The sequence below is a fragment of the Geomonas terrae genome (assembly GCF_004791675.1).
In the GTDB taxonomy this organism is placed as follows: Bacteria; Desulfobacterota; Desulfuromonadia; order Geobacterales; family Geobacteraceae; genus Geomonas; species Geomonas edaphica.
This window is the reverse complement of sequence record NZ_SRSC01000001.1, coordinates 668,165-692,513: the sequence shown is the minus strand read 5'-3', so window position 1 is coordinate 692,513 and position 24,349 is coordinate 668,165. Positions and strand designations below refer to the sequence as shown.

The 24,349-nt window shown below is 59.5% G+C and carries 15 protein-coding genes, 1 tRNA gene and 1 riboswitch; of the genes, 14 read left to right on the top strand and 2 right to left on the bottom strand.

The genetic code is table 11. The features are described from left to right. The first annotated feature begins 75 nt into the window (after window positions 1–75). From E4633_RS02890 to E4633_RS02825, 14 genes are all read left to right on the top strand, one after another. Window positions 76–3,003: a beta-propeller fold lactonase family protein gene (locus tag E4633_RS02890; protein ID WP_198419377.1), complete on the top strand. Its 2,928-nt coding sequence runs from the start codon at window positions 76–78 to the stop codon at window positions 3,001–3,003. Window positions 3,004–3,083: 80 nt separating this feature from the next. Beyond that, complete coding sequence (locus E4633_RS02885) at window positions 3,084–4,454, top strand: metallophosphoesterase family protein (protein ID WP_135868757.1); 1,371 nt, start codon at window positions 3,084–3,086, stop codon at window positions 4,452–4,454. 245 nt (window positions 4,455–4,699) lie between these two features. Continuing rightward, window positions 4,700–6,955 (top strand): nitric-oxide reductase large subunit, encoded by a 2,256-nt coding sequence (locus E4633_RS02880; RefSeq protein ID WP_135868756.1) that lies wholly within the window; start codon window positions 4,700–4,702, stop codon window positions 6,953–6,955. 169 nt (window positions 6,956–7,124) lie between these two features. Next, entirely contained in the window at window positions 7,125–7,604 is a 480-nt protein-coding gene (locus E4633_RS02875) for a YaiI/YqxD family protein (RefSeq protein ID WP_135868755.1), read from the top strand. Window positions 7,605–8,258: 654 nt separating this feature from the next. Beyond that, a riboswitch (cyclic di-GMP riboswitch) is annotated at window positions 8,259–8,336 on the top strand. 183 nt (window positions 8,337–8,519) lie between these two features. After that, entirely contained in the window at window positions 8,520–10,025 is a 1,506-nt protein-coding gene (locus E4633_RS02870; protein ID WP_135868754.1) for a hypothetical protein, read from the top strand. A gap of 153 nt (window positions 10,026–10,178) precedes the next feature. Continuing rightward, a complete protein-coding gene (locus tag E4633_RS02865) occupies window positions 10,179–11,828 on the top strand; it encodes a hypothetical protein (protein WP_135868753.1) in 1,650 nt (549 codons plus the stop codon). A gap of 29 nt (window positions 11,829–11,857) precedes the next feature. Then, window positions 11,858–13,276 carry a hypothetical protein gene (locus tag E4633_RS02860; RefSeq protein WP_135868752.1) on the top strand — a complete coding sequence of 473 codons (1,419 nt, stop codon included), beginning with the start codon at window positions 11,858–11,860 and terminating at the stop codon, window positions 13,274–13,276. A 110-nt stretch (window positions 13,277–13,386) separates the two neighbouring features. Then, window positions 13,387–14,373 carry a hypothetical protein gene (locus E4633_RS02855; protein ID WP_135868751.1) on the top strand — a complete coding sequence of 329 codons (987 nt, stop codon included), beginning with the start codon at window positions 13,387–13,389 and terminating at the stop codon, window positions 14,371–14,373. Window positions 14,374–14,397: 24 nt separating this feature from the next. Further along, window positions 14,398–16,083: a phospholipase B family protein gene (locus E4633_RS02850; protein ID WP_135868750.1), complete on the top strand. Its 1,686-nt coding sequence runs from the start codon at window positions 14,398–14,400 to the stop codon at window positions 16,081–16,083. 79 nt (window positions 16,084–16,162) lie between these two features. Beyond that, the gene (locus E4633_RS02845; RefSeq protein ID WP_135868749.1) at window positions 16,163–17,020 is read left to right on the top strand and encodes an aspartate/glutamate racemase family protein; all 858 of its coding nucleotides are present in this window, start codon (window positions 16,163–16,165) and stop codon (window positions 17,018–17,020) included. Between the two features lie 101 nt (window positions 17,021–17,121). Then, window positions 17,122–18,567, top strand: a complete 1,446-nt coding sequence (locus E4633_RS02840) for a hypothetical protein (protein WP_135868748.1) — start codon at window positions 17,122–17,124, stop codon at window positions 18,565–18,567. A 70-nt stretch (window positions 18,568–18,637) separates the two neighbouring features. After that, window positions 18,638–19,957: a hypothetical protein gene (locus E4633_RS02835; RefSeq protein ID WP_135868747.1), complete on the top strand. Its 1,320-nt coding sequence runs from the start codon at window positions 18,638–18,640 to the stop codon at window positions 19,955–19,957. A gap of 26 nt (window positions 19,958–19,983) precedes the next feature. Continuing rightward, on the top strand, window positions 19,984–20,709 hold the full coding sequence (locus E4633_RS02830; protein WP_135868746.1) for a hypothetical protein: 726 nt from the start codon (window positions 19,984–19,986) through the stop codon (window positions 20,707–20,709). A 233-nt stretch (window positions 20,710–20,942) separates the two neighbouring features. Beyond that, window positions 20,943–21,242 carry a hypothetical protein gene (locus E4633_RS02825; RefSeq protein ID WP_135868745.1) on the top strand — a complete coding sequence of 100 codons (300 nt, stop codon included), beginning with the start codon at window positions 20,943–20,945 and terminating at the stop codon, window positions 21,240–21,242. 176 nt (window positions 21,243–21,418) lie between these two features. Here E4633_RS02825 and E4633_RS02820 read toward each other — a convergent pair. Next, window positions 21,419–21,495 (bottom strand) — tRNA-Pro (locus E4633_RS02820). Window positions 21,496–21,637: 142 nt separating this feature from the next. Continuing rightward, the gene (locus tag E4633_RS02815; protein ID WP_135868744.1) at window positions 21,638–24,244 is read right to left on the bottom strand and encodes a beta strand repeat-containing protein; all 2,607 of its coding nucleotides are present in this window, start codon (window positions 24,242–24,244) and stop codon (window positions 21,638–21,640) included. Between the last annotated feature and the right edge of the window lie 105 nt (window positions 24,245–24,349).

Below are 24,349 nucleotides of genomic sequence, written 5' to 3'. Positions count from 1 at the left end.
CGACTTGGAGAACTGTTGTCTCGACTGTTGCCGCCCGGACTGGATCGAGGAGCTATTTGACAATAGGAGGTTTTTATGAGGTCTGGCTTATGGTTCGCCATTGTTCTGACTGCAGCACTCTCTTTGCTCTCGGGATGCAACGGCAGCAGCAGTGTCGGTGATGCGCAGTTCCTTCCCAATATGAACCAGTACATCACGCCGCTTGCCCCATCGGGCTCCCGGTTCGAGCCGCTGAACCCCGGGTTGTCGGACAAGCCGGACTGGCTCGCAGGCCAAGCGGTGACGGCGGTCAAAAGTCCCGACGGCAAAACCCTTCTGGTGCTGACCAGCGGCTACAATCGAGTATATACATCCACCCCCAGTTCTCCCTACCCTTGGTACACGCCGGACTCCAACGAGTACGTTTTCATCTACGACATCTCAAGCGGCACCCCGGTCAAAAAGCAGGTGGTGCAGATTCCCAACAGCTACAACGGGATCGTCTTCGATCCGTCGGGCAAGGCCTTCTATGTGAGCGGCGGGGTGAGCGACAACGTGCACGTCTTTACCCGTATCGCCGACGGGGCCTGGGGAGAGGTCGATGCGCCGCTTGCCCTGGGACACAACAGTACCGGGAACGGTCTTCCCTGGAACGCCAACTTCGGGAACGGCTCGATAAACCTTCAGATCGGAGTGAAGCCGTGCGCCGCCGGTGTGGCCATTTCCGGCGACGGCAAGACGCTCGTGGTCACGAACTACTACAACGACTCCATAACCGTCTTCAGGGGAGGGCTGAACAACTGGATGCCGGCAGCGGAACTGGATCTGCGTCCGGGCAAAAGCGGCGGGACCAAAGGCGTTGCGGGCGGTGAATATCCCTTCTGGGTGGCAGTGAAGGGGAACGAGTCGGACGGGACCGCGACGGCGTACGTGTCGAGCATCCGTGACCGGGAAATAGTCGTCGTCAGGCTGAACGGTGCGCCGGCCGTGACTGGGCGGATCAAGGTCGTCGGCCAGCCCAACAAGATGACGCTCAACAAGGACCAGTCGCTGCTTTACGTGGTCGAAGACCAGACGGACACGGTAGACGTGATCCGCACCGCCGACAACGCGATCGTCGGCACCATCCCGGTCATCGCACCGGCGTCGGTACTGCCCGCTTCGCTGGCGGAGCTCAGGGGTGCAAACCCCAACAGCGTCACCTTGTCGCCTGACGAGAAAAGGCTCTTCGTGACGAACGGGAACCTGAACAGCGTAGCGGTAGTCGACCTGAACGACACCCGTGCAAGCGGTGCGGTAGTCGGGCTCATTCCCACCGGGTGGTATCCCAACTCGGTCAGCATCAGTGCTGACGGCAATTGGCTCTACGTGATCAACGGGAAATCCGCGACGGGGGCGAATCCAGATTTCCGCTACAGCTACGGACCTCCTTCCCGCCCGAACGGTTTTCTTACGAACCATTACAACCCCCAGTTGACCAAGGCCGGGCTCCAAAGCTTTCCGCTTCCCGCTGCTGCCCAATTGCCACCTTTGACGGCCCAGGTGATCTCCAACAACCGCTTCTCCTATGCGGATGGCGCGAAGGACCGGGAGGTGATGAGCGTTCTCCAGGCCAACGTGAAGCACGTCATCTTCATCATCAAGGAGAACAGGACCTACGACCAGATCCTCGGCGACCTGGAGGTGGGCAACGGCGATCCCGCACTGGCGGAGTTCGGCGAGCGATACACGCCGAACCAGCACGCCGTGGCTCGGACCTTCGTGACGCTCGACAACTTTTACGATACGGCCGAGGTGAGCAACGACGGCTGGGCGTGGACCACGTCGGGGCGCGCGCCGGACGTGGTCGAACGCCAGTATGCCGTCGCATACGCGGGGAGGGGGCTCAGCCTCGATACGGAGGGGACCAACCGCAGCGTGAATGTGGCTTATGCGACGCTTGCCGAACGCAGGGCTGCCAACCCGCTCACTCCGGATGACGACGACCTGCTCCCCGGACAGACCGACGTGGCCGCGCCGGACGGCCCCGGCAACGAAGTGAACAAGGGGTACCTCTGGGACGCGGCACTGCGCAAAGGGCTCTCGGTCAGAAACTACGGTTTCTTCCTGGATACGACACGCTACAACGTCCCACTGGCCGCAGGGGGCATCGCCCTCTTGAAGGACCCCGCCTCCGTCAATGTTCAGGTGGCGTACCCCTCCAGTGCCGCGCTTGCCCCGTGCACCGATATCTACTTCCGCGGCTTCGACAATTCGTTCCCGGACTATTACCGGTTCAAGGAATGGGAGCGGGAATTCGACGCCTATGAGACGGACGGCAATCTCCCGTCGCTGAGCCTCGTCCGTTTCATGCACGACCACACCGGCAACTTCAACACGGCGATCGACGGGGTGAACACCCCCGAGATACAGCAGGCCGACAACGACTATGCCGTCGGGCTCCTTCTGGAGAAGATCTCGAAAAGCCCCAAGTACAAGGACAACACGCTCATCTTCGTCATCGAGGACGACTCACAGGACGGCGGGGACCACGTCGATTCCCACCGCAGCATCGCGTTTGTGGCGGGTGCCTACGTGAAGCGGGGGGCGCTCGTCTCTTCCCACTACAACACGGTAAATTTCCTGCGCACCATAGAGGAGGTTCTGGGGCTCCAGCCGATGAACCTGAACGACGCGCTTGCCCGGCCGATGACCGACATCTTTACCACGGCCCCGGCTCCCTGGAGCTTTACCGCCAAGCCCGCACCGATCCTCTACGGCACCACCTTGCCGCCTTTCGTCGGTCTTTCGCCGCTAAGCAAGACGGCAAAGGTGCCGAAACCGACGCACGACGCCAAGTACTGGGCGAAGGTGACGAAGGGGATGGATTTCTCCTCGGAAGACAAGTTCAACTTCGCCCGGTACAACCGCGTCCTCTGGAAGGGGTTGATGGGTGAACGCCCCTATCCTGCGAAGCCCACAGGGAAGAACCTGCGGCACAACCGCAAGGAGCTGCTGTCCCGCTACACCGTGGCGCTCAACTAGCGCCGGGAGCGAATGCACGACCGGCACGGCGACGCCGGCTGGAGGTACAGCTTTACAATTTAATCATCCTGGAGGATGGCATGGCAGAAAATGGGGGCAATAGTTCAGCGAGGTACGGCATCAGCAGACGGGACTTCGTGAAATACACGACGGGGACCGTTGCGTGCCTGTACCTCGGGGCATTAACCACCGCCTGCGGCAGCTCGACCCGCAACAGCGATTTCCCGGTAGTCGTCTTCTCCGACGTGCACTTCAACCCTCTGTACGACGGAACGCTTTTCCAGGCGCTCGTCGCAGCGGATGCGGGCGGATGGGATGCGGTCTTCAAGACATCGGTCATCACATCCCCATCGGCCTGGGGCAAGGATTCCAACTATCCCTTGCTCGAGGTCGCCCTGGCAAGCCTGAAGGCAGCTCTCGAGGCGAGCCCCTTCGTGATTTTCACAGGGGACATTCTTGGGCACGGTCTGCCGCAGCTGTTTTATTACCATCTGAACGGGACCACGAATCCCCGCGATGCGTCGGACACTGCGGCGATGCAGGCCTTTACCGATAAGGCGGTCACCTTTCTTTCCAATACGCAGGACCTCTTCTACACGACGTTTCTTACCGGCATCGGCGACCGTCAGGCATTCCAGAGGACCTTCACATCCGGCGGATATTACTCCGTGGAACCGCCCGGAACCGATCTTATGGTGATCGGGATGAACACCATCATTTTTTCTCCGCTGGTAGCGCCGATTCCCGGCGCGAATGACGACGCGGTGGCGGAGCAGTTGGATTGGCTCGACTCAAGGCTTGCCGCCGCCACGGTCGCGGGCAAAAAAGTGTGGCTGCTGATGCACGCTCCTCCTGGCGCTGATCTCGGCACGACGGCGCAGCCTGCCAATCTGGACGCCGACGGCCATATTTCCACCGCCACCATGATGTGGGTGCCCCAGTATCAGACAAGGTTTCTGCAGATACTTGCCAACTACCCGGGAGTGATCTCGCTTACCCTTGCGGGGCATACCCACATGGATGAATATCGCGTGCTCCCCTCTTCGGACACGGTGGAGATAACTCCCGCCATAGCGCCGTACTTCGGGAACAACCCGGCATTCAAGGTCTTCACTATTTCCGGTCGCAGCCTAAAGCCGGTCGATTACAGCTCCTTCAACTGCGACCTTGCCGCCGCTTCTTCGACCTTCTCGCGCTACTACACCTTCTCCGGTGCGTACTCTCTGACCGGAGATCTCGACGCTTCCCTGGCAAGGCTCACTCCGGCCTTGGTAACGAACAGCGCCGACCAGGCGCTTTACCGGGGGCACTACTACTCGGGCCATAATGCGCCGGCTTCAGTGAGTGATACGCTCGTCAACCCGATCACTGATAAAAATTGGCCCATCTACTGGAGCGGGATTGAGCATATGGGACAGCAGGAGCTTATCCCGAGCGTAAATGCTTACTGATCATGCAGATGAATGCCCATGCCCGGCGCCACGCGCCACGCTCACCCAATGCCGTGATCGTGGATGACGAGTTCCGGGTAATGGGCACTTCTTCCCGCCATGTTTGACACACGAAGAGAGGCTGTTACATTCTTCACTTGTGGCAATTCGAAAATCCCTCCTCCGAATCTCCCAATAGTAAAGCCTCATGCAGAGTTATGAAGTGTTGAACCGGTTGTCGTCAAAACCTAGTAATGGAGGTTTCCATGAACGTGCGCGATAAGAACTTGGTTCTCTCACCCCGGTGGTTGGTGACTGCAGTGATCACCTTCCTGTTCGGATTTTCGGTAATGGGCTACCTGACCTACCGCAACGCCTATGAGGGGCCGCCGGTCCCGCAGGAGGTGAGGGTGACGGACGGTACGGTGCTCTACACCGGAGATGACGTCATTGCCGGGCAGCAGATCTTCCAGAAGCTGGGACTCATGCAGTACGGGACCATCTTCGGCCACGGCGCCTACCTCGGCCCGGACTTTACCGCCCAATACCTGCACCTAAGTGGCGAAAAGCAGACGGGGTATTATGCGGGGCGAGGACTTTCCCCCGCCGACGCGGCAGCCAAGGTGCGCACCGAGTTCAGGGAAAACAGCTACCGCCCGGAGAGCGGCCAGCTCACCTTTTCTCCGGACAGGGCGCGCGCGCACGCGGAACTCATCGACTACTACCGCGGCTGGTTCGGACCGCTGCAGACGCAGCAGGGTTTGAAGCGGCCGTACCTGAACGACCCGGAGGAGATCAGGAAGCTCACCGCCTATTTCTCCTGGGCCGCCTGGACCACCACCGCACAGCGCCCGGGTACCGAACACTCCTACACCAACAACTGGCCGCCGGACAATCTTGCGGGTAACCGGCCCACCTCGGGAGCATTGCTTTGGAGCGTGCTGAGCCTGATCGCACTGCTCTGCGGCACCGGCGCCACCCTCTTTTTGTTCGGTCGCTACGAATTCCTTGGCTGGCATGCGGCGGACGAATATTCGTCGAAGATGGAGGCCCCGGATAAGATGCAGCTCACCCCGTCGCAGCGCACGGTGGCCTGGTACTTCCTGGTGGTCTCCGGGCTCTTTCTCCTGCAGGGGCTTCTGGGCGGCGTTAACGCCCACTACCACGTTGAGCCTGCCGGGTTCTACGGGTTCTCGCTGGGTGACATCCTGCCTTACAACCTCTCGCGCATGTGGCACGTGCAGCTCGCACTCTTCTTTGTGGCCTCGAGCTTTCTAGCCATGGGGATCTTCCTGACACCCATGATCGCCGGAAAGGAACCGCCGCATCAGGAGAAGCTGGCGCTTGTCCTTCTCGGCGCGCTGGTGGTAGTGGTCGTTGGGAGCCTCACCGGTGAAGCGATGAGCCTCAAAGGGCTCCTGTCCACCGGCGGCCCCTGGTTCTACGTGGGATCCCAGGGGTGGGAGTACCTCGATCTCGGGCGGCTGTGGCAGATACTGCTAACGGTCGGAATGCTGATCTGGCTCGTGATCCTGGTGCGCGGCATGAGGGAAAGGCTGCGTGGGGAGCACCCGGGCAACATGCCGTGGCTTTTCGTCTACAGCGCGGTCTCCATCCCCCTTTTCTATGCCGCCGGCATGTTGTACGGCAAGACAACCCACTTCAACCAGGTGGAGTTCTGGCGCTTCTGGGTCGTGCACCTGTGGGTGGAGGACTTCCTGGAACTCTTTACCACCATAATGGTGGCCTACGTCTTCATGCTCATGGGTGTGGTGCGCGTGCGGGTCGCCACCACCATCATCTATCTGGACATCATCCTCTACTCCATAGGCGGGGTGCTCGGCACCATGCACCATCTTTACTTCAGCGGGCAGCCCGAAGTGCACATGGCGTTCGGCGCGTTTTTCTCCGCCATGGAGGTCATACCCCTGCTGCTTTTGACCTACGAAGCGTGGAAGTTCATGGGCCTTGGTGCTCCTGCCGGTACTTCCATGCTCAGTACCGCGGCCGACATGTTCCCGCACAAATGGGCCGTGATGTTCCTGATCGCGGTCGGGTTCTGGAACTTCCTGGGAGCGGGGGTGTTCGGCTTCCTGATCAACCTTCCCATCGTGAGCTACTACGAGATCGGCACCCAGTGGACCGCCAATCACGGGCACGGCGCCATGATGGGGGTGTACGGCATGCTATCCCTGGGCTTTTTCATGTTCGTGGCGCGCTACTTCGTTCCTCTTGACCGCGCCAGCAACCGCGCCATGGCCATCGCCTTCTGGTGCACCAACCTGGGGCTCGCCTGTATGCTCTTTTTGAACCTCTTCCCGGTGGGGCTGCTCCAGTTGAGAAAGATCCTTGCCACCTCCTATTGGGAGGGGCGGCAGCCGGAATTTTTCACCGATCCCATGGTGCGCCTGTTCGAGTGGCTGCGCCTGCCGGGTGACACCCTTTTCATCATAGGGATCCTGCCGGTGGTCTATCTCGCCGTGCGCATGTTCATGAATAGGAACCGGCCGCGCGTGCTGTAGTTGTTACTTCGAACCAGAAGCTAAAAGAGAAAAGGCCTTGCCTGTGGTGAGGCCTTTTTTCGTCACGCTCTGTTGGAAGCCGGTTCTTCGGCCCGGAATGTCTTGGAGGATTAACACCTGTTGCGTATAATCCGCATCATTCGAGTGTTGGCGTTAAAGGAGAAGACTCTTGGCGGAAAGCAAGGTAACGATATGGATCGACGCGGATGCGTGTCCTCGTGTGATAAAGGAAATTGTCTTCAGGGCTTCGGAGCGCTTACAGATGCCGGTCTACCTGGTTGCCAATCAAAGCCTCTCCAAGCATGAAACCAAGCTGGTGAGATCCGTCGTGGTCGGCAAAGGGTTCGACGTCGCCGACGACTATATCGCCGAACACGTGGGTCCGGACGACGTGGTCATCACCGCGGACATACCGTTGGCTGCGAGGGTTGTCGCCAAGGGTGCCGTCGCCATTGATCCGCGCGGCGAGCTGCTCACCGAGGAGAACGTAGGCGAGCGTCTCGCCATGAGGGACTTCATGATGGAGTTGAGGGACGGGGGGCTCGTACAGGGAGGACCGGCCCAGTTCAGCCTCACCGACCGTCAGCGTTTCGCCTCGTCGCTCGATCGTCTGCTTACCCAGATGCACAAGGGAATGCGGCCGGTTTGAGTGAGGGGCAGCATTTGGGACAGCTCTCCACCGCAAGAAGAAAGGCCCTTGGATTTTTCCAAGGGCCTTTCTTGTCCACTTTTGTAAGGCGAAGGCAGAGTTTATCTCTCACCAGTTCGCGTTGTCGCTCCGTTTTTTTTCGAAAACTCTTAGGGGTGCTGCGAGATTTTTTTTCGAAGAGTTTATCTTCCGCCGGCTCGCGTTGTCGCTTCGTTTTTTTTCGAAAACTCTTCGGGGTGCTGCGAGATTTTTTTTTGGAGAGTTTATCTTCCGCCGGCCCACGTTGTCGCTCCGTTTTTTTCGAAAACTCTTCTGAGCGATGCGAAAATTCTTTCCCGAAAAGTTTATCTTCAACTACCTCGAGTTTTGGCTCCGATTTGTTTCGAAAACGTGTCGGAATGTGGTGAGAACCGCTCCTGCGGAGACTTTCTGCCCCACCTCGAGTCGCGCTGGGAAAACTGTGTATCATCTTGAAAAATTAAGAGCCCGGGATACCCTTTATCATTAGTCTTCCAAAGAACTCAGCCACGAAAAAAACGGACCGAAAGTGAAGCACACTAATCAGGTCAATGAGTGAGCGAGGCCCAGAGTTAAGCAAACCCTGGCCGCCCTTACACGGGGCGGCCGTGGGGAAAATACCAAAAAACTAACTTCATCCTGAAAGGCCAACCCCTTCGCGAGGAGGGGACGGAAAGCGGCGGATCTTCGTTCGAAGATGGCCGAGCTGCCAAGGGAAATTTCCCCTAGCGCGCTCGGCCTTTTTTTGTGCCGGCACGGAGCGTAACGACAACGCAGGGGCTGCCGGCATGGCAGCGCGTCAGGATGCCATACAGGAAAGGCGCACTACGAGGCGGATCACCCTAGCCCCCGGGAGAACCAGGCGAAATGACCGAAAACAGGAAAGGAGAAACGGTTATGAAGGCAAAATTACTGCTCCTCGCAATCTCGTATGCGGTGTTGTCGCTGCTGCCGTGTGCATCCGCCCAACCAACCGGACACGACTCCCGTGCGCTGGCGAGCTTTCGAAACGCGCTCGATCAGGACGGATTCGACGTCCGGACAGGCCAGAGCATGTCCCTCGACATGTGGCAGCAGTACTGTAACGGAGTGACCTCCAGCGCCAAATACAACAACAAGGGCGCGCCGTATCTGACAGCAGCGGTTCCGCATCTTCCTGGCGATACCACGGTGATTCCGTATGCTTTCCAACTACGTCCCGATGAGGCGATGGTCCTGATCGGCGTAACGCCTCCTCCCGAGACCTACTTCTCCTACCAGCCTTTCCTTACCAATAAGTTTTACGCCCAGCCCGTGCCTGCCGAGCTCCTTACCGCGCCGATCCAGGGATGCGGGGGAGATCCGCACTGTCTGGACGTGGGGTCCAGCCTGGGGGATACCGTGAACGTCGCTACCATCAAGACGCTGGGCCCCGGGCCGTACAACGCGCCGATGGTGCTGATTTTCACTCCCGATAAGGGCACCGATGCGCGCGTTCGCTCGGCGCTTCTGAAGGCGGGCTATCCCGCGTCAATCCTCAATACCATCGTCATCCCCGTCTCGTTGGCGAATCTGGGAATCGGACCAGGGCACGACGTACTCATGCTTCTCGGGCGAAACGCGATGTGGCTGAACGGCGCGGCCGGCGAAGCCGCGGGGCTTGCTTATCTCGCCAGTTTGAACACTGCAAATTCGCCGATATCCGTCTTCCGAGTGACCCCGAAGACATTCTCAGCGGCAGGCCTCGATCCATTCCCTGCCCCGGAGCTGCGCGTCCGCGGAACAGGAAAAACGGAAATGAGCCTGATGGGGAAACTTGACGAGATCCGCGAAAGCGTGATCGGCAAATACACCGAAATGGGTTACGTCGTGGCCGCCGAATACACGTCGGCGCCGGGCAGCTACGACGGTTACGATTTCATCCAGCAGATGAAGCGCGCCTTTCTCGATTGCCGCGACACGATCTACGTCGGTGCCGGCGCCGAATCATTTCCCGACCGCTACGATATCAGGTTGACCGACGACGAATTCATGGTCGTGTACGGTGTCAACCACACCGCCACCGGCAAAGCCTCGTACATGAACCTGAATGCCTATGCGAAGCCGTCGCAGCTGGCGATAGGCAGCGTCTTCGATGCCGACTTTGTGCACAGCGCCGATGCGTATCTTGACGCAGGCGATCCAGCAGCTTCTTCGATGTTCGCCTACAAGGTCTCATGGCAGTGCGGCGGCGAGGATTTCTGCCTGCAAATGTCGAGCGGCGATTGCTCGAGATTGCAGCTCGACGGTCCCGAGCACGCGGCCGACCGGGCAAACACGCCGTTAGCCTTCGGCACCCGTTCCTATCTCGAGCCGGGGACGAGCATCGGCCCGGCCTTCACCGAAGTCGTCTATCACCGGATGATCAAGTTTTCGCGGCCGTGAATTTTGCCGCTTCAATACCCGCAGCGCAACATCGGCGGTCCACGATACAGACCGTGACACGGTAGCACTTGGGGCTGGAGATCAGCCGCGCTTCTCAAGGGCAGGGGCGTCCCAATATGGCTCCGGGCGCCTCTGCGGCAAAGGAGGATACAGATGAGTGCATCGAAATTGTTTTGGCTATGTATTTTCACGCTGCTCATTACCGTCTCCGGCAGCCAAGGCGCTGCGACGGACCCGCTAAGCAAGGCGAACCGGTTGCCGGCGTCCCTCGAGATGACGGTGCAGGGTTTCCAGGGCGCGGTCTTGCAGGAGGGGTACGAGGTGGCGCGGGGGTACTGGAGGCTGTGGGGAGCCGATGACTGCAAGATGCCGCTGCAGTCGGTCGGCTTCTGCTACGGCAATAATCCGACCGCTCCGTACGTGTTGGCCATCGTCCCCCCGTGGAAGGACGAATTCGTCGACCGCAGCCTGCAGCATGCGCTCGTTCAAGGGCAAAGGGGGATGGCGGCAAACTACCGGCTGGGTGAAAGGGAAGCGTTGGTGATTCTTGCCCAGATGCCCCCGCCGGCCCGCTACTTCGGCATGGGGACGAACGTCTTTACCCGGCAGACCGAGCTCAACAAGAGTGACCCGGTCTATGCGAAGCTGGATACACCCTCAACACTGGATCTGCTGTACATCATCTTCGGTGCGTCACCCGATCCCACCCGCATGATGATGATCGCGAGCTTCGGCGACACCATCAACAACGTCATGATCGACAACCAGAGTGCCGGGGTCTGGGGAGAGCCCCGTTATTTCGTGATCACGGCCGACGAGCAGATGGCCACGGCGATGACCGAGGCGCTCCAGAAAGCGGGGGTCGACAAGAGCTTGGTTTTCACGGAGCCGGCAGGTTTCATCAACCCGGACAACGCGGCCAAACCGCAATTGCTTCGTCTGGGATATGGCCCTGAAGCGGACGATTTCATCACGTACATTCGCTACTCGATGCCGAACGACACCGTTCTGGGCGAGAAGTGGCGCGAGGAACTGCCACTGACGATACTCCGGGTCCGGGCCCCGAACGGCGGCCAGGCTCAGAAGCCTTACAAGATTCAGCAATACGAGGCGAAGAGCTGGAACTTCGACGAGTCGGCCTTGCAGGGCGATCTCAATAGCCTCGTGGCGGCGGTCAAGAGCTACTGGCGCCAGGACGGCGCCGGGCAGCGGCCGAACGCGCCGGCAGCCCAGTTCAAGAGCCTTACCGGCTGGGTCGACCTCGTCGGCCAGCACTGTTTGGGATATGACGGTCCTCCCCCCACGGACCCGGCGGAAAACATCGCGCTGCCGCGCGGCCCGATGAACTGCCTGGGCGACAACATGGATGACGAGCCCCAGATCAGTGCCGGAACCTACCCGCTCGATGACGGGCAGGTGATCGCGGTGGTCGGGACGCTGGGCACGAAAACCGGCAACGCCACCTACACGAGCCTTGCGGTCAACTGGTTCCCGCAGCTCGTCGGCGTCCTGAACAGTGACGACCCTGTTCTCGAAGCGAGTGCGGAGAAGTTTAAAGGCGCACTGTCAGATCCGCAGCTGTACAAAAAATTCTACGTCTACTATTACGCGCGGGACTGCAGCGGGCTCTATCCGTTCTGTGAGGAAGTCCCGAGGCAGCTTGTTCCTGCCGGTGGCACCATCAAAATCTTGCAGCGGAACTACATGACCCCCGGTTCAACGCGCGGACCGGACCCGTTGAAGGTTCTCACCCCGTTTTCCATCCAGTTCGATGGCACAAAGGGGATGCGTCCGGCGCAGTGAGGGGCGCTCAGAAAAACAGGAGAACCGACATGAAGGCGAAAATAATGCTGTTCGCAATAATGCTTGCAGGATTAGTTGCTGCAAATCACGCCTTTGCTCAGGGAGATGGGAAGTTTCCTGGAATCGACAAAAGAGTCGATGTATTCCAGAAGCAATTGGAGCAGCAAGGATTTAAAGTGACCCGTTGGGAAGATGCCTTCGGACCCGTTAACCTCGCTTGTTGGGTATGCAACGGACTCACCGATACGGCGTTCGGCAACAATGCTGCGGCCCCGTACCAGGTGATAAGCGAGCCGTATGAGGGGGTGCGGGTGGGGCGGGAAATGCAGCTTGAGCCTTATGATGCGGTCATATTTATTGGAAAGACGCCTCCGCCCGTTGCTTACTTCAGCTATACGGGCTTTGTGTACAGTCGTTACAACGGAGAGGGCAAAGGCAGAAAGCAAATTTTCTCAAGTATCGGCGACACCATAAACCACTCCCGAATCAACACGGTTGATAAGAAACATCCTTTCGATAAAGACGTAATCATCGTCATGACAGCGGACCAGGGCACCAACGCGAGCGTTCTACACGCGGCGATGCGAGCAGGGTTTCCGCAATCGATCATGAACACCATGGTGGTTCCCTCATCCGTCGTGAAATTGGGTAAGGATGAAAAGGCCGACACCCTGATTTTCGTCGAAAGGATGTATCTGCCTGCCAACCAGGACGACCTCAACAACTACATGGATACCTCAAGCCAGTGGGCCAGCGTGTTGTACGTGACCTATCCGGAGAAGCCCGCAAAGCTGGACCCTTACCCCGCACCGCAAATGCTGGTGCGGGGGACAGGGAAAACGGAAGCCGACCTTATGCCTGCCCTTGACCGTCTGGAATCGGCAATTGTTACGGCTAACCCCGGTTATCAGGCCGACAAACTCCAAAGCGGTATTTGGCTGCTTGAATGGCTGGACGGTTTCCAAAGAGGGACGAACCTCATCGGCGAGTGCAGGGACACCGTGTACCTGAAAACGGCCGATTTCAAGCTTGGCAGCAACCCTGAAGACTACCTGGTGGTATTCGGGGTGAATCATGAAGCTACCGGGAAAGCGACGTATTCCAACTTCACCCTGTACCATGCGGCGATGGAATTGGGGGTTGCGGGGAAAAACAGCCGAGAAATCAACGGAACTGCAGATCGTTACGATCTCGGCAAATATCAGGCGATGTCCAAACATCTCTATGCCTTCAAAGTGGCGCGCGATTGTGGCGGACTTCCTGCGACGGAATGCTTGGAGGTCAAGCAGATTCCGGTAGGAAACTGCCCGTTCGGGGATTGTTGCCCAAGGGGTAGCCTGGATGATGATCTGTTCCTGGGTTTTCGTGCCTATGTCGAACCTGAGACTGGTGTAGGGCCGTACTGGTTCGAAATATTGTGGGACCGTGCGATCCACTTCAAGAAATAGCCAAGGACATTGGTCCATGCAGATCCCCTCGGCCGGTCAACCGATGTTTTCGCCGCCGGGTGTCGCACTTTTGATCGGTTGAGGGGAGATGACCACGGAGGAATAGCGAGATGAAAAGAAAGGGTGCTAAGAAACCTATCATGGCATTGGGATTGTTGTGCTGCCTGTTCCTCGTGCTGCCGACAGTGGCGTTTTCTTGGAACCAGGCGACCCATGCCTACATTGTCGACCGGCTAGGTAACCATGCGGGGCATGACGACCTGAAAGAGATGTGGGGGAGCGTCGCGCCGGACATGTACAACTTCGTGTTCGACCCGGACTTGTGCCCCGGCTGGATAGGGGATCAGACCCAGGGTACTTACGCCGACACCTTCCTGAAGGTCTGGGACGCGGCGGAGACAAAAACCGAAGAGCCCCTTGCTTTCGGGTTCGTAAGCCACAACCAGCAATGGGGGGCCGATCACGTAGCCCATACCTCCTGCCAGACATGCGGGGAGAACGACGGGTACATCATCGTGAAGGCGAGGCTACTGCTGAACGCTCCGATAAACCCCGCCGACCCGGAGCAGACGTTCGGCAAGGCATTCGCGAGTCTCGGCATGGACCCCGACATGGCGCTCCTGACCGCCCACGCGATCGTGGAAGAAGCGATAGACATAAGGCTCGGTAACGAAGTGGCCCCTCTGCTCGGCCGGCGGTTGGCCGCAGCGGCCCGGAGCGACACGAAGGGGTTCCAGCCCCTTTTCGTGAAGGCCTTTGCGGAGGATTACGCGGCCTACTGCTTCGGCGGCGACTCCTCGGCCGCAGCCGCTGCGTTGACCGCTGCCGAGAAAGGGCACCGAAAGGACATGATCTTCCTGGGACAGGCCATCTCCCAGCCCGAACCGGTTGCGGTGCAACTGCTCGCCGTGCAGCTTACGGGGGTGCTCTCCGAACTCGGGTTCTCCGTTTCCGTCGACATCCTCAAAGCGGCCATGTTCAGCGCGATGGTGATCTGCGACGATTACAAGGCAGAGGTCGATGCTGCCGTCCTGTACGTGGATAAAAGCCTGAAGGATCACGGGATTACCTTCCAAGAGCGGCGACAGAAGAAATAAGGAGGTCTGAAAGGAGGAACCATCATGAAAGTCGGACGGTACATCCTTCTGCTATGGGCCGCTGTCCTTGGTATCTCCACAACGGCAGCCGCCGGGGAATTCACCCCCGGCAAGTCATACATGGCGCCGGGGAGAGCGCCCGCACTCACGAGCTACGCGCTGGACGCGAGCGCCTCAGGCGCGATCCAGACCATCAACAACATCGTCAACCTCACGGTGGTGTCGAGGGACGCGAACGACCTGAAGGCGGAGTACCGGGCCGGATTCATCCAGGGGAAGTTGCAGGGGTCGATGATCGTCTCGGCCCGGGACAACTGCTGGGACAACGCCTACCTGATCAATCCGGACCACACGTTTCCGAAGCAGCACGGTCCCGCGCAGGCGGAGCTGGACAAGGCTGGTGATCTGCTGAACGCCAACTACGCCGCCTTCTTGCAGTACCTCGAAGACCCGGCGACCGATGCGGATACGGCCCACCGGCTGAAGAGGCTTCTCTTCCGGATGCTCGGCATCTATCACGGCGCCACCGTCGAGGAGCCGGCCGGCCTCGACTTTTCCGGCAACTGGCTCCCCGACGGCAACTACTTTCAGGCGTCGGAGCTTCTCCTAGGCTATGAGACCGCCGGCCCCACCTTCATGGACGTCTACTTCGTGAACGCCTTCTGCGACCTGATGGACGTGATCTCTTTCCTCGATCTCCCCCCGGGGGGGACGAGAACGGGCTCTTTCCCGGACCGATGTTCCGCCTTCCTGAAGCGCGCGGGGGGCGAGATCATCCTCACCCACAACACCTGGTCGGGGTTTCTTTCCCAGTCGATGGCGCAGACCCTCGTCGTCAACAACGACATGATCACCTTCAACGCGGCGACCCCCGGCCTGATCGGCTCGACCACCGATTTCGGCTATAACAACAAGGGGCTCATGTTCAACGAGACAACCCATCGGATGTCCCACAGCCAGATCAAGCCCCTGGGGCTCTGGATCTTCTGGCGGGCGGCCCTTGCAGAGCAGTTTTCGGATTCCATCACCACGTTCTTCGACGCAATCTCCCTCGACAACACCGGCAGCTATCTGAACGGTTACATGCTGGCGGACGCCAACACCGGTGAGACCGGGCTGGTGGAGATGTCCTACCGCTGCTTCGTTTACTACCGCTCGACCGGCGGCCCCTACGCGGTCACGAGCCGCTCGACGGACGGCGGCGTTTGCTCGACCGATTACGACGCGGAGATGGTCACCTCCGACTACCTGATGGGGATTAATTACCCGGCCTCGCTGCAGGTGCGGGAGGATCTCCAATCCACCGACAATCGCCCCGAAAGGCGGGTGCAGTTCAACAGATGGTTGCCCGGGGTGACTAATCTGCAGACGGCACGAAACGTCATCACCTATACCGATCCGAACAACCCCCTCTCAGTCTTCGGGCGCTGGGACCTGGGGTATGGGGTGACCGACTATCCCAAGCAGATTCCGGACGGGGCGCTCGACGCCAAGGTGGGATCGACGGAAATGGTGCGTTCTTTTATGGCGTTGGCCGGCGTCCTCGATGCTTCAGCCACGAGCACCGGTTTCTGGATGCTCTACGGTACTCCCCATGTGCAGGGGAAGCCGTTCATCTGGAGCGAGTCGCCGTGGACCTGGCAACCCTTGCGTGATGTGCCCGACAGCCTGGACGGCAAGTTCACGCTGATGCCGCTTTATCTGAGGTGAGGTGCCGGGGATTACGTGCAGATGATTGAGAAAAGGGACAGGATGGTTGGCCCGGCATTGGCCGGAAAAGGAGGCAGCTATGAAAATCACCTTGACGCGCTGTTGCTCTTTCCTGGTTCTTCTGATGATGATCGTCAGCGGATTTTCCGCAGCTTACGCGCAGGATGTACAGAAAAACGGTAGCGAAAAACAAAATACACCCGCTGCAATCGCTTCGGAAAAACGTCCCATCAAAACCATCGGTATCATAGGAGGGGTCAGTTGGGCGTCATCGATAGAATACTATCGCATCATGAACGAACAGGTCCGCGACCGGTTGGGTGGGGTGAGTTCCGCGCAGTTACTGATGTACTCCATCGAGTTCGGCGAATTTTCCAAGCAGGAAAAACTGGCCGATAAAGGCGACTGGACCTTGATGACGAAAACCATCGTCGATGCCGCTCAGAGGCTGAAACGAGGCGGCGCGGATTTCATCGTCATCGCGTCCAACACGCTCAACTCGCTTGCGGGCACCGTCGAACAGCAAGTCGGGCTGCCTGTGCTCCATATTGCCGACGCAACGGGAAAAGCGGTCGCCAAAAAAGGGGTGCGTACCGTCGCCCTACTTGGCACAACGTACACGATGGAACAACCCTTTTATCGGGATCGTCTCACGAAGTACGGGATCAAGGTCGTCATTCCCAGCAAGAAAGAGCGGGATTACATAAACACCGTGATCTTTGACGAGCTGTGCGCCAATAAGGTGCAACGGGAATCCAGGGAGGGATTCAAGAAAATCATCGATCGCCTCCGGAAAGAAGAAGGTGCGGAAGGGGTCGTTTTAGGCTGCACGGAGATTCCGTTGCTTATCAAACAGGAGGATGTTTCCATACCGGTTTTCGACACGACTCAAATACATTCGGAGGCCGCGGTCGAATATTCGCTGAATGGTGAATAGCAGATAGTCAGATGCTGCAGGAAAACGCTGTGAAATCCGGCAGAGCGCCGAAAAAGAGGAGAGAAAAACACATTCTGTGGCCAAAGGAAGGAGTAAAGGGTATGAGAGGAAAAATATTCTTATCCTTGATGGTGGCAGCTTTGTTGCTGCCGGCGCCCTGTGCGTTCTCGAAAGAGGCACCGGAGCGCGCCCTGGTTACCTTCGAAGAAACACTCAAGCAAAATGGCTTTGCAGTGACCCCCGGTGTCGCGACGGTCTATAACCCGCTGGGGGAATTTTGCGCCGGCAACCTCCAGGACGCCGTGATGTCGAACTCCGGTCTCTATCTCATCCCAAGCGTCCCCAAAGAGGCCGCGAAACCGGGAGAGGCGCCGGTGCTGACACAAAAATTCAAAGTCCGGCATGACGAAGCGATCGTGCTGATAGGAAAGACCCCGCCATCGGCAAAATATTTCGCCTTCTACGCGCATATCTACAGCAGGTTCTACCCCGACAAGGAAGGCGGCCTGAAAAAAACGGACATCTTCGGCACCGTGGGAGATGCCGTCAACAACGCCACCATCAAAACCGCCGGACCTACCCCTTTCAACACTCCCTTTGTGCTGATTCTGACCCCGGACCAGGGTACCGATGCCGCGATTCGTGCGGCGCTCAGGCGCGCCGGCTACCCGGAGGCGATCTTCAACACCCTCGTGCTCCCCGCATCGATGCTGAAGCTCGGACATGGCGACACCGCCGATGACTTCCAGATCACGCTGCGCACGGCGAGGTTCGAAGATCCGGTAGCCGGCACGCGTTACATCGAGAGCTCGCCGGAGAACCTCCATCTCTTTCGGGTGACGCCAGGCGCGTCGGCAATCGCCAAACCCTTCCCTATGCCCCCTCTGCGTGTCCGCGGAACGGGAGAAAGCGAGATGCACCTGATGAACAAGCTGGCGGAGCTCCGCGCGGGCATCATCGCTGCCAATCCCGGCATGTATGCTACCGACTTTCTCTCCGCGGTAGCCTGTTACGAGGACTATGACAACCTGCAACGCAAAACATGGGCAGATGGCGGCACCCGGGATGGATTTGTTCTGGATGCTGGTTGGATGATGCCGCAATCCAATCTCAATGACGTTCTCACGCTGGCCGACGACGAGTATCTCGTGATTTATGGCGCCAATCACGTCGCCACCCGGAAAACTACGTACATGAACGTCAATTTTTATGCCACCGGATACATGGAAGAGGACGGCCCGCATCAGAAATGGAATGCGTTTTTAGGCGGATTTTTCGACGACGATCTTCCGGTGGGCTCGGCCGACAGCTACCTCTCCGCCGGGGATCCAGATGCGCATCTGATGTACATGTACAAGGCGTCGCGCAACTGCGGCAACGAAGCCGGCTGCGTGCCGTTGTCCGCCCCCTGCGAGCGCGTGAAACTCGATGACGACACGATTCTGGGGGTGTACTTCCGCATGTACCTTGAACCTGCGACCAAGGTGGGAGCCGCCACGCAGGAGATGCTTTACGACCGCATCATCAAGTTTTCGCCGCGTCCGTAAAGCGACTGAGCATGCACAACGGACCGGGGGGCGGGCCGGTTTCGCCTTCCGGCCCGCAAGGGAGGAAACGATGAAAGTATCTGCCTGGATCGCTATGTTCGGCTGTCTCATTGCGCTCGCGTTCCTGATGCATCCCGGTGACGCACGCGCCGCGGAGTTCAACGCTCGAGGCTGTGGGTGGCCGCTCGTATTCTCGCCCGAAGGCTCCGGTAACGTGCAGGGCCCCGACGGTGCTGCCCGTTACTGGATCATGCCCTTCGACACGCGGTACGAAAAGATGACCATCAAGGGCACCTATCCCAAAATCCGGTATTTTGCCATCACCGCTTACGAGACTCTCGGTTACGACCCTGAACACAACACCAACCAGGGCTTCCACCTCGTAGAGCAGCATCTGTACGATGCCCAGATCACCCCCGATCCGGGCAGCAGCAACCCGTTCGTCCAGCCGGGCGGTCGCAGCGGCACCTACACGGTCGTGATCTCGCGCTCCGACCCTAGCTCTGGGAATACCATCAAGGTTTCATCGGACCTTGTCTGGGTGGTCCTGCGCATGTACGTACCGAACGCGGATCCGTCCTTGAGCGGCAAAGCCCTGATGGGCGGGGTGCCGCTTCCCACCATAACGCTGACGGACGGAACCGGGGCCGGCAAGCAGCTGGACACCTGCCCGACGGTCAACAAGTGGGGCGAGATCAGTGCCCTGGCCCAACTGCTCTTCCCGCTGAACTTCGACCCGAAGGTCATTGAAGGCACGCCGGCCACCGATCGGCTCTGGTTCGCTTCACCGGCAAACCCGCCGTCGATCCTGTGGCCCAATCCGGACGGCAAATACATGATGATGTGGCCGGGGGACGATTACCAACCGGGGCGGATCATCGTCATACGCGGCAAGGCGCCGGGGGTTCCCGACACGTTCAACGGTGCGCCGATCTGGGAGCCGTCGCGCGGCTTCCGGAGCGTCGACATGCGCTACTGGGCCCTTTGTGAGCAGGACTTCGCCGTGCCGCTGTCGCTCGTTGGTTGCGCAACCGATCTGACGACACGTCTCGAAGGGGGCTATTATACGATCGTCATATCGGACGATCGGCAGCGCCCGGATTGGTTGAGCCCCAACATCAACTGGCTGCCGTATGGTGACGAGCGGTATCCCAAGTTCATGGTTTTGCGCCACACGCTGGTATCGGACGATTTCCCCTATGCAGTCAAGGAGGCATGGGCCCGCTGCGCGTTCGATCTGGATTTCAAGAGCCTTCCTGAGCGAAACGTTCTGGATGAAAAGGGGCCATGCTCCCAGGACGCGATGGGCGATTACTACCCGGTCGCCGTCTGGTGCGATAAAGCGACCTTTATGCACGGCGGCTGGCAAGCCTGCATGAAGGTGCGATAACGGCGAGTCTCGCAGGAGGTGGAACAATGAAAAGGATTGGACGTTTAGTGCTCAAACCGCTCGCGTTCCTTGCGATGGCCGGTTTCATTTGCGCCAATGCGTACGCTCAGGACGTACCGCAACGCAACCAGCCCCAGGCATTTGTCGTGTGTACCGGGTGGCACGCCCTCTGTACGGCATCCCCCGACTGCATAATGAACGGCGACAAGGCTTACTGCGACTGCATGAGGGTGAACGAGCCTCATATCGTTGAAACATCGAATATCCAGGATGCCGCGGTGAAACACCTGACCCTTGCCCAATGCACCACGAGGCATCGTTGCGATACCGACGAGGCCCCTGTCTGCAAAGCCATCAGGGAGGGACTGTACGAGGTGGACAACGTCAGGTATGACTGGGTCTCTACTTTTTCCTATCGCGGGTGGTGCGAACTTTTGAAGGTGAAGCCGGTCGGTTGCGATCAAAGCGCGCCCGACTACAGCGGGGATTTGAATTGGGCTATTTGCGACGGCGCGCCATGCACGGAAGTCCAGAATCCATCCGATCCGCAGAGGCCGTTGAGCTGTCGGTGCCAGGTGGAGGATACGGCGTTTCTGGGGACCACTGGCAGTTGTACCGGTAACAATGGAGGGATCATGTCAAGCTCTCCGATCGGGTCGTGGGATTTCGAAAACAACCAGTACCGGATACCTCTGCCAGGCTATCAGTACGTGCAGGGCGCATGTGCGCCGTTGAAATCCGATGCGTTTTAAAGGAACGAAACCAGGAACAGGAGAGAGAACGACGAAACGCGAAGTGCCTCAGCCCGCAGCCCCTTCTGTTACATCTTGTTCTTGACATATAGTGTCGGCGAGATGTATTCAATGGAAAATTTTTCATGTAATGGAGCTAGGAGGAACTTTTGCGCAGCTGTCTTCTTTTTATGGTCACATGGTTGATGCTTTGCACCACGGGGTGCTCCGTATTCAGGTCCGAAACGCAAACGTTGAACATCACGTGCAATGAAAAGGGTACGGTCCTCAGGGTTAACGGGAACAGGCACAACTGTCCCGCCAGCATCGAGGTGCTGCGCAACAAGACAATCGAGGTCGAGGCGGAGAAAAAAGGGTTTGAAACCTACACCCGGCTGATCGACCACCATTTGAACGCGACCGGCAAGCTGGACGTGGTAGGCGCAGCCGTGTTCCTCGTCCCCGCCATCGGCATCATGGGGGCAGGCGCCTGGGACCTGGATCAGACGGAACTTCACGTCCAGCTTTTCCCGGAGCACAGCGAGCATCGCTAAATATCCGGTAAGGTACGGTCAGCGGGATCGGCCTGCAGGGATGCACGGAGCGCCATAGCGATGGCACAAGGTGCCGGTGCACGGCGGCAGCCTGATGGTACGGAAGTGCGATTTGCAATCAGGATGAGCGGCAACGAAAAAGGCCCTTGGATTTCTCCAAGGGCCTTTTCAATAGATGGTCGGAATGAGAGGATTCGAACCTCCGACCCCCTGCTCCCGAAGCAGGTGCGCTACCAGGCTGCGCTACATTCCGGTTCTGAAACTCTGACGGGTCAATCAGGAGGAGAGATATATCAGCTTTCCCATCTCTATGTCAAGCACTTTGAAAGGGGTAGGAGCGTTTATTCACGTTTTTCTATCTCTGACTCTGCCAATCCCTTGGAATCGCGTCGTTGTTACTTCACTTTCACCCGGTATTGCAGGGTGAAGCTGCCGCCGGATCTGATGTTGCCGGTCATCGGGAGACGCCAGCCGGTGACGTTGCCGTCGTACCCGAGCGGTGCGCCGCCTGCGCCGGTCGCCGGGACGTAGGTCCAGCTCGCCCCCTTGTCGTTCGAGTACTGAGGTGCCCCGAGGGAGACCCCGGAGGCGGGGGCACTGTCGGTGAAGGCGAAGGGGGTACCGCCACCCAGGTAGAGTGAGGTGTAGGGACCGAGGTCATCGGTCAGGACAACGTTGCTCCCGGCACCGGCACCGCTGTTGACCAGTTGAATCGTGTAGATGACATCCTCTCCGGAATTTACGGTGGCGCGGTTGGCGGTCTTGAGGATGGAGATGAGCGGCATCGTCGAAAGGCTCACCGCGGCCGAGGCACTGGTTCCTGTGAGGGAGACGGGACCGGTGGCGAGAGGAGCGGCGGTGGTGTTGGTCAGCGTTCCCGTGCCGGATGCCGTTACGTTCATGGTGACTTGGCAGCTGGCACCGGGTGCGAGCGATGCCGCGGAGAAGCGGACCCCGGCGTCGTTTGCGGCAATCTGGCCGCCGGAGCTGTTGGTTACGCTGCCGCAGCCGGCGGGGATGAAGGTTGTGCTCGTGTCGCGCAGCACCATTCCTGCGGGGAAGCTGTCGGTGACGCTGACGCCGGTCAGGGGGGCGGCGTTGGCCGCCGGGTTGGTGAGAACGAGCGTGAGACCGACCGGTGTGCCGGGGGCGACGTTGGCGGACCCGAAGGATTTAGCCGTTGCCGGAGGGGTGAAAACGTTAAGCGTGGCGCTGGTGCTGCTCGTGTCGAGCCCTCCTCCTTGGCCGCTGAACCTCGTACTGTTGTTCAGGTAGGAGGCCGCCGCATCGCCCCGGACCGTCGCGCTGAAACTGCAGGTCGAGGTGCCCAGGGTCATCGATCCGGATGAGAGGGCGACGGACGAGGCTGTGTAGGAGGGCGTACCGCTGCAACCGGTGCCGGATATGCCGGTGATGCCGGTTACCGTCAGCCCTGCGGGGAAGGTATCCGTGAAGGCGAGGGTAGACTGGGCCGGTTTTGTCGTCGGCTCGTTCACCACGTTGAAGGTCAGCGTGCTGCTGCCCCCTATCGCGATGTTGCCGCTTGTGTAGCTTTTCGTGAGCGTCGGGCGCGGCGTGTTCGTGAAGGTGCAGGTGAGTTCATCCCCAGCCTTCGGCGCGAAGGTGTAGCTGGCGGCGAAAAGCCGGTTCGGAAGGCTTGCTGCGGGGGTGGCACCCGTGCCGGTGTACGCGTTGCTGCAGGTGAGGGTCGCCGCGTATTTTGAAGCTGCGGTGGTCCCCGCACTCTTCACGTCGTTCAGGGTGAGTGCGGTATCCGGGGAAGAGTTGAACAAGGTGCTGACGCTGCTGAGGGTCCCTGATGTGGTGGCCGAGGCTGTGCCGGAAAGGGTGCCGCCGCCGGTTGCACTTACCGTGAACTGGTCCCCGGTGCTGATGCGACCGGCAACGTTTTTCACCAAGGTGATGCGCGGACGCTTCGTGTTGGTGACGGTGCAGGCCGCGCCACTGTTCGTGGTGTTCAGCGTGGCGCTGATGCTGCGGTCGGCTGGGCTCGTGCTGAGGGCCGGGCTCCCGGCGACCGGCGCGCAACTGATCGCCGAGGTGCTGTCCCAGTCGCCACCGGCGGCCGTCTCGGTTATGGTGAGGGTCTGGTCGGTCGCGAGGGCGGTTATGAAGACGCGTGCCGTCTCGTTGTCGCGCAGGGTGAAGCTTACGCTGTTGCTTGCGGTGGCGATGGTCGCCGGAGAGTAGGTCCCCCCGGTGGCGGAGGTCCCCGACAGGGTGGCTCCGGTGAGAACGATCACCTTTGAGCCTGCCGGGCCGGTTGCCGTGAAGGTGAAGGGCTGGGCGCTGCCGTCCGGAAGGGTTTGCTTTGTCACGTCGACAAAAGCGCCGCTGTAAACCGAGACGTTGCCCGCGACCGTGGCGATTCCGGAGTTGCACTTGGCGGGGGAGCCATTGCTGACGTCGCCGGGGCCGGTGCAGGCGTTGCCGGGGTTTTGCCAGTAGGTGACGACGTAGGGGATCTTGAGGGCGCCGGAGCTATCCCCGGTACAGAGGACCTTTATCTCGTCGACGGTCGTGGTGAAGTTCGCCCCTCCCTTGAAGTCGCCGCAACCGTCCCCGTCCAGATTGAGCCACGGGCTCGGGCTGGTCGGGAAGGTGGCTACGGAACAGATGTTGCCGGGGGTGGTGTCGCGGGGATCGTTCCCCTGCTGACCCACGAAGAAGCCGACATCGTAGCGGTCGGTGTTGGTGCCGGAGAGTCCGAGCTCCACCTTGAAACGGAAGTCGCTCCCCAGTGTGCAAAATGGTGGGGTGTTGGCCTGCGCGGTGAACACGGGGGCTATAGTGAATTCCCCCGCCGTGCAGTTCAGGCCGCCGGTGCGGTAGCCGACGCAGGTCTGGTCCTGCCACGCGCTGGTGGTGAGAGCCTGGCCGAGGGAGGGCGCGGCCATGACGCAGAAAAGAGCGGCAAGGGAGGCGCGACGCCATGATCGGAACCCGGGACGGCTTTTTTGTTTGTTGAAACCTTTGGGCATCTACTTCTCCTACAGGTGAAGCCGCGAGGGTGAGACTCTCACCCGGCCTGCGGCCGCCCTCGCGCGATTCCGCGCCACAGCGTTTCTGTGCGGCGCAAGAGGGCG

Excerpts from the sequence above, each read along its gene's own strand:
- E4633_RS02815 (WP_135868744.1), bottom strand. The coding sequence starts at position 24,244 with ATGCCCAAAGGTTTCAACAAACAAAAAAGCCGTCCCGGGTTCCGATCA.
- E4633_RS02855 (WP_135868751.1), top strand. The coding sequence starts at position 13,387 with ATGAAAAGAAAGGGTGCTAAGAAACCTATCATGGCATTGGGATTGTTG.
- E4633_RS02885 (WP_135868757.1), top strand. The coding sequence starts at position 3,084 with ATGGCAGAAAATGGGGGCAATAGTTCAGCGAGGTACGGCATCAGCAGA.
- E4633_RS02850 (WP_135868750.1), top strand. The coding sequence starts at position 14,398 with ATGAAAGTCGGACGGTACATCCTTCTGCTATGGGCCGCTGTCCTTGGT.
- E4633_RS02870 (WP_135868754.1), top strand. The coding sequence starts at position 8,520 with ATGAAGGCAAAATTACTGCTCCTCGCAATCTCGTATGCGGTGTTGTCG.
- E4633_RS02860 (WP_135868752.1), top strand. The coding sequence starts at position 11,858 with ATGAAGGCGAAAATAATGCTGTTCGCAATAATGCTTGCAGGATTAGTT.
- E4633_RS02880 (WP_135868756.1), top strand. The coding sequence starts at position 4,700 with ATGAACGTGCGCGATAAGAACTTGGTTCTCTCACCCCGGTGGTTGGTG.
- E4633_RS02835 (WP_135868747.1), top strand. The coding sequence starts at position 18,638 with ATGAAAGTATCTGCCTGGATCGCTATGTTCGGCTGTCTCATTGCGCTC.
- E4633_RS02865 (WP_135868753.1), top strand. The coding sequence starts at position 10,179 with ATGAGTGCATCGAAATTGTTTTGGCTATGTATTTTCACGCTGCTCATT.
- E4633_RS02890 (WP_198419377.1), top strand. The coding sequence starts at position 76 with ATGAGGTCTGGCTTATGGTTCGCCATTGTTCTGACTGCAGCACTCTCT.
- E4633_RS02845 (WP_135868749.1), top strand. The coding sequence starts at position 16,163 with ATGAAAATCACCTTGACGCGCTGTTGCTCTTTCCTGGTTCTTCTGATG.
- E4633_RS02830 (WP_135868746.1), top strand. The coding sequence starts at position 19,984 with ATGAAAAGGATTGGACGTTTAGTGCTCAAACCGCTCGCGTTCCTTGCG.
- E4633_RS02840 (WP_135868748.1), top strand. The coding sequence starts at position 17,122 with ATGAGAGGAAAAATATTCTTATCCTTGATGGTGGCAGCTTTGTTGCTG.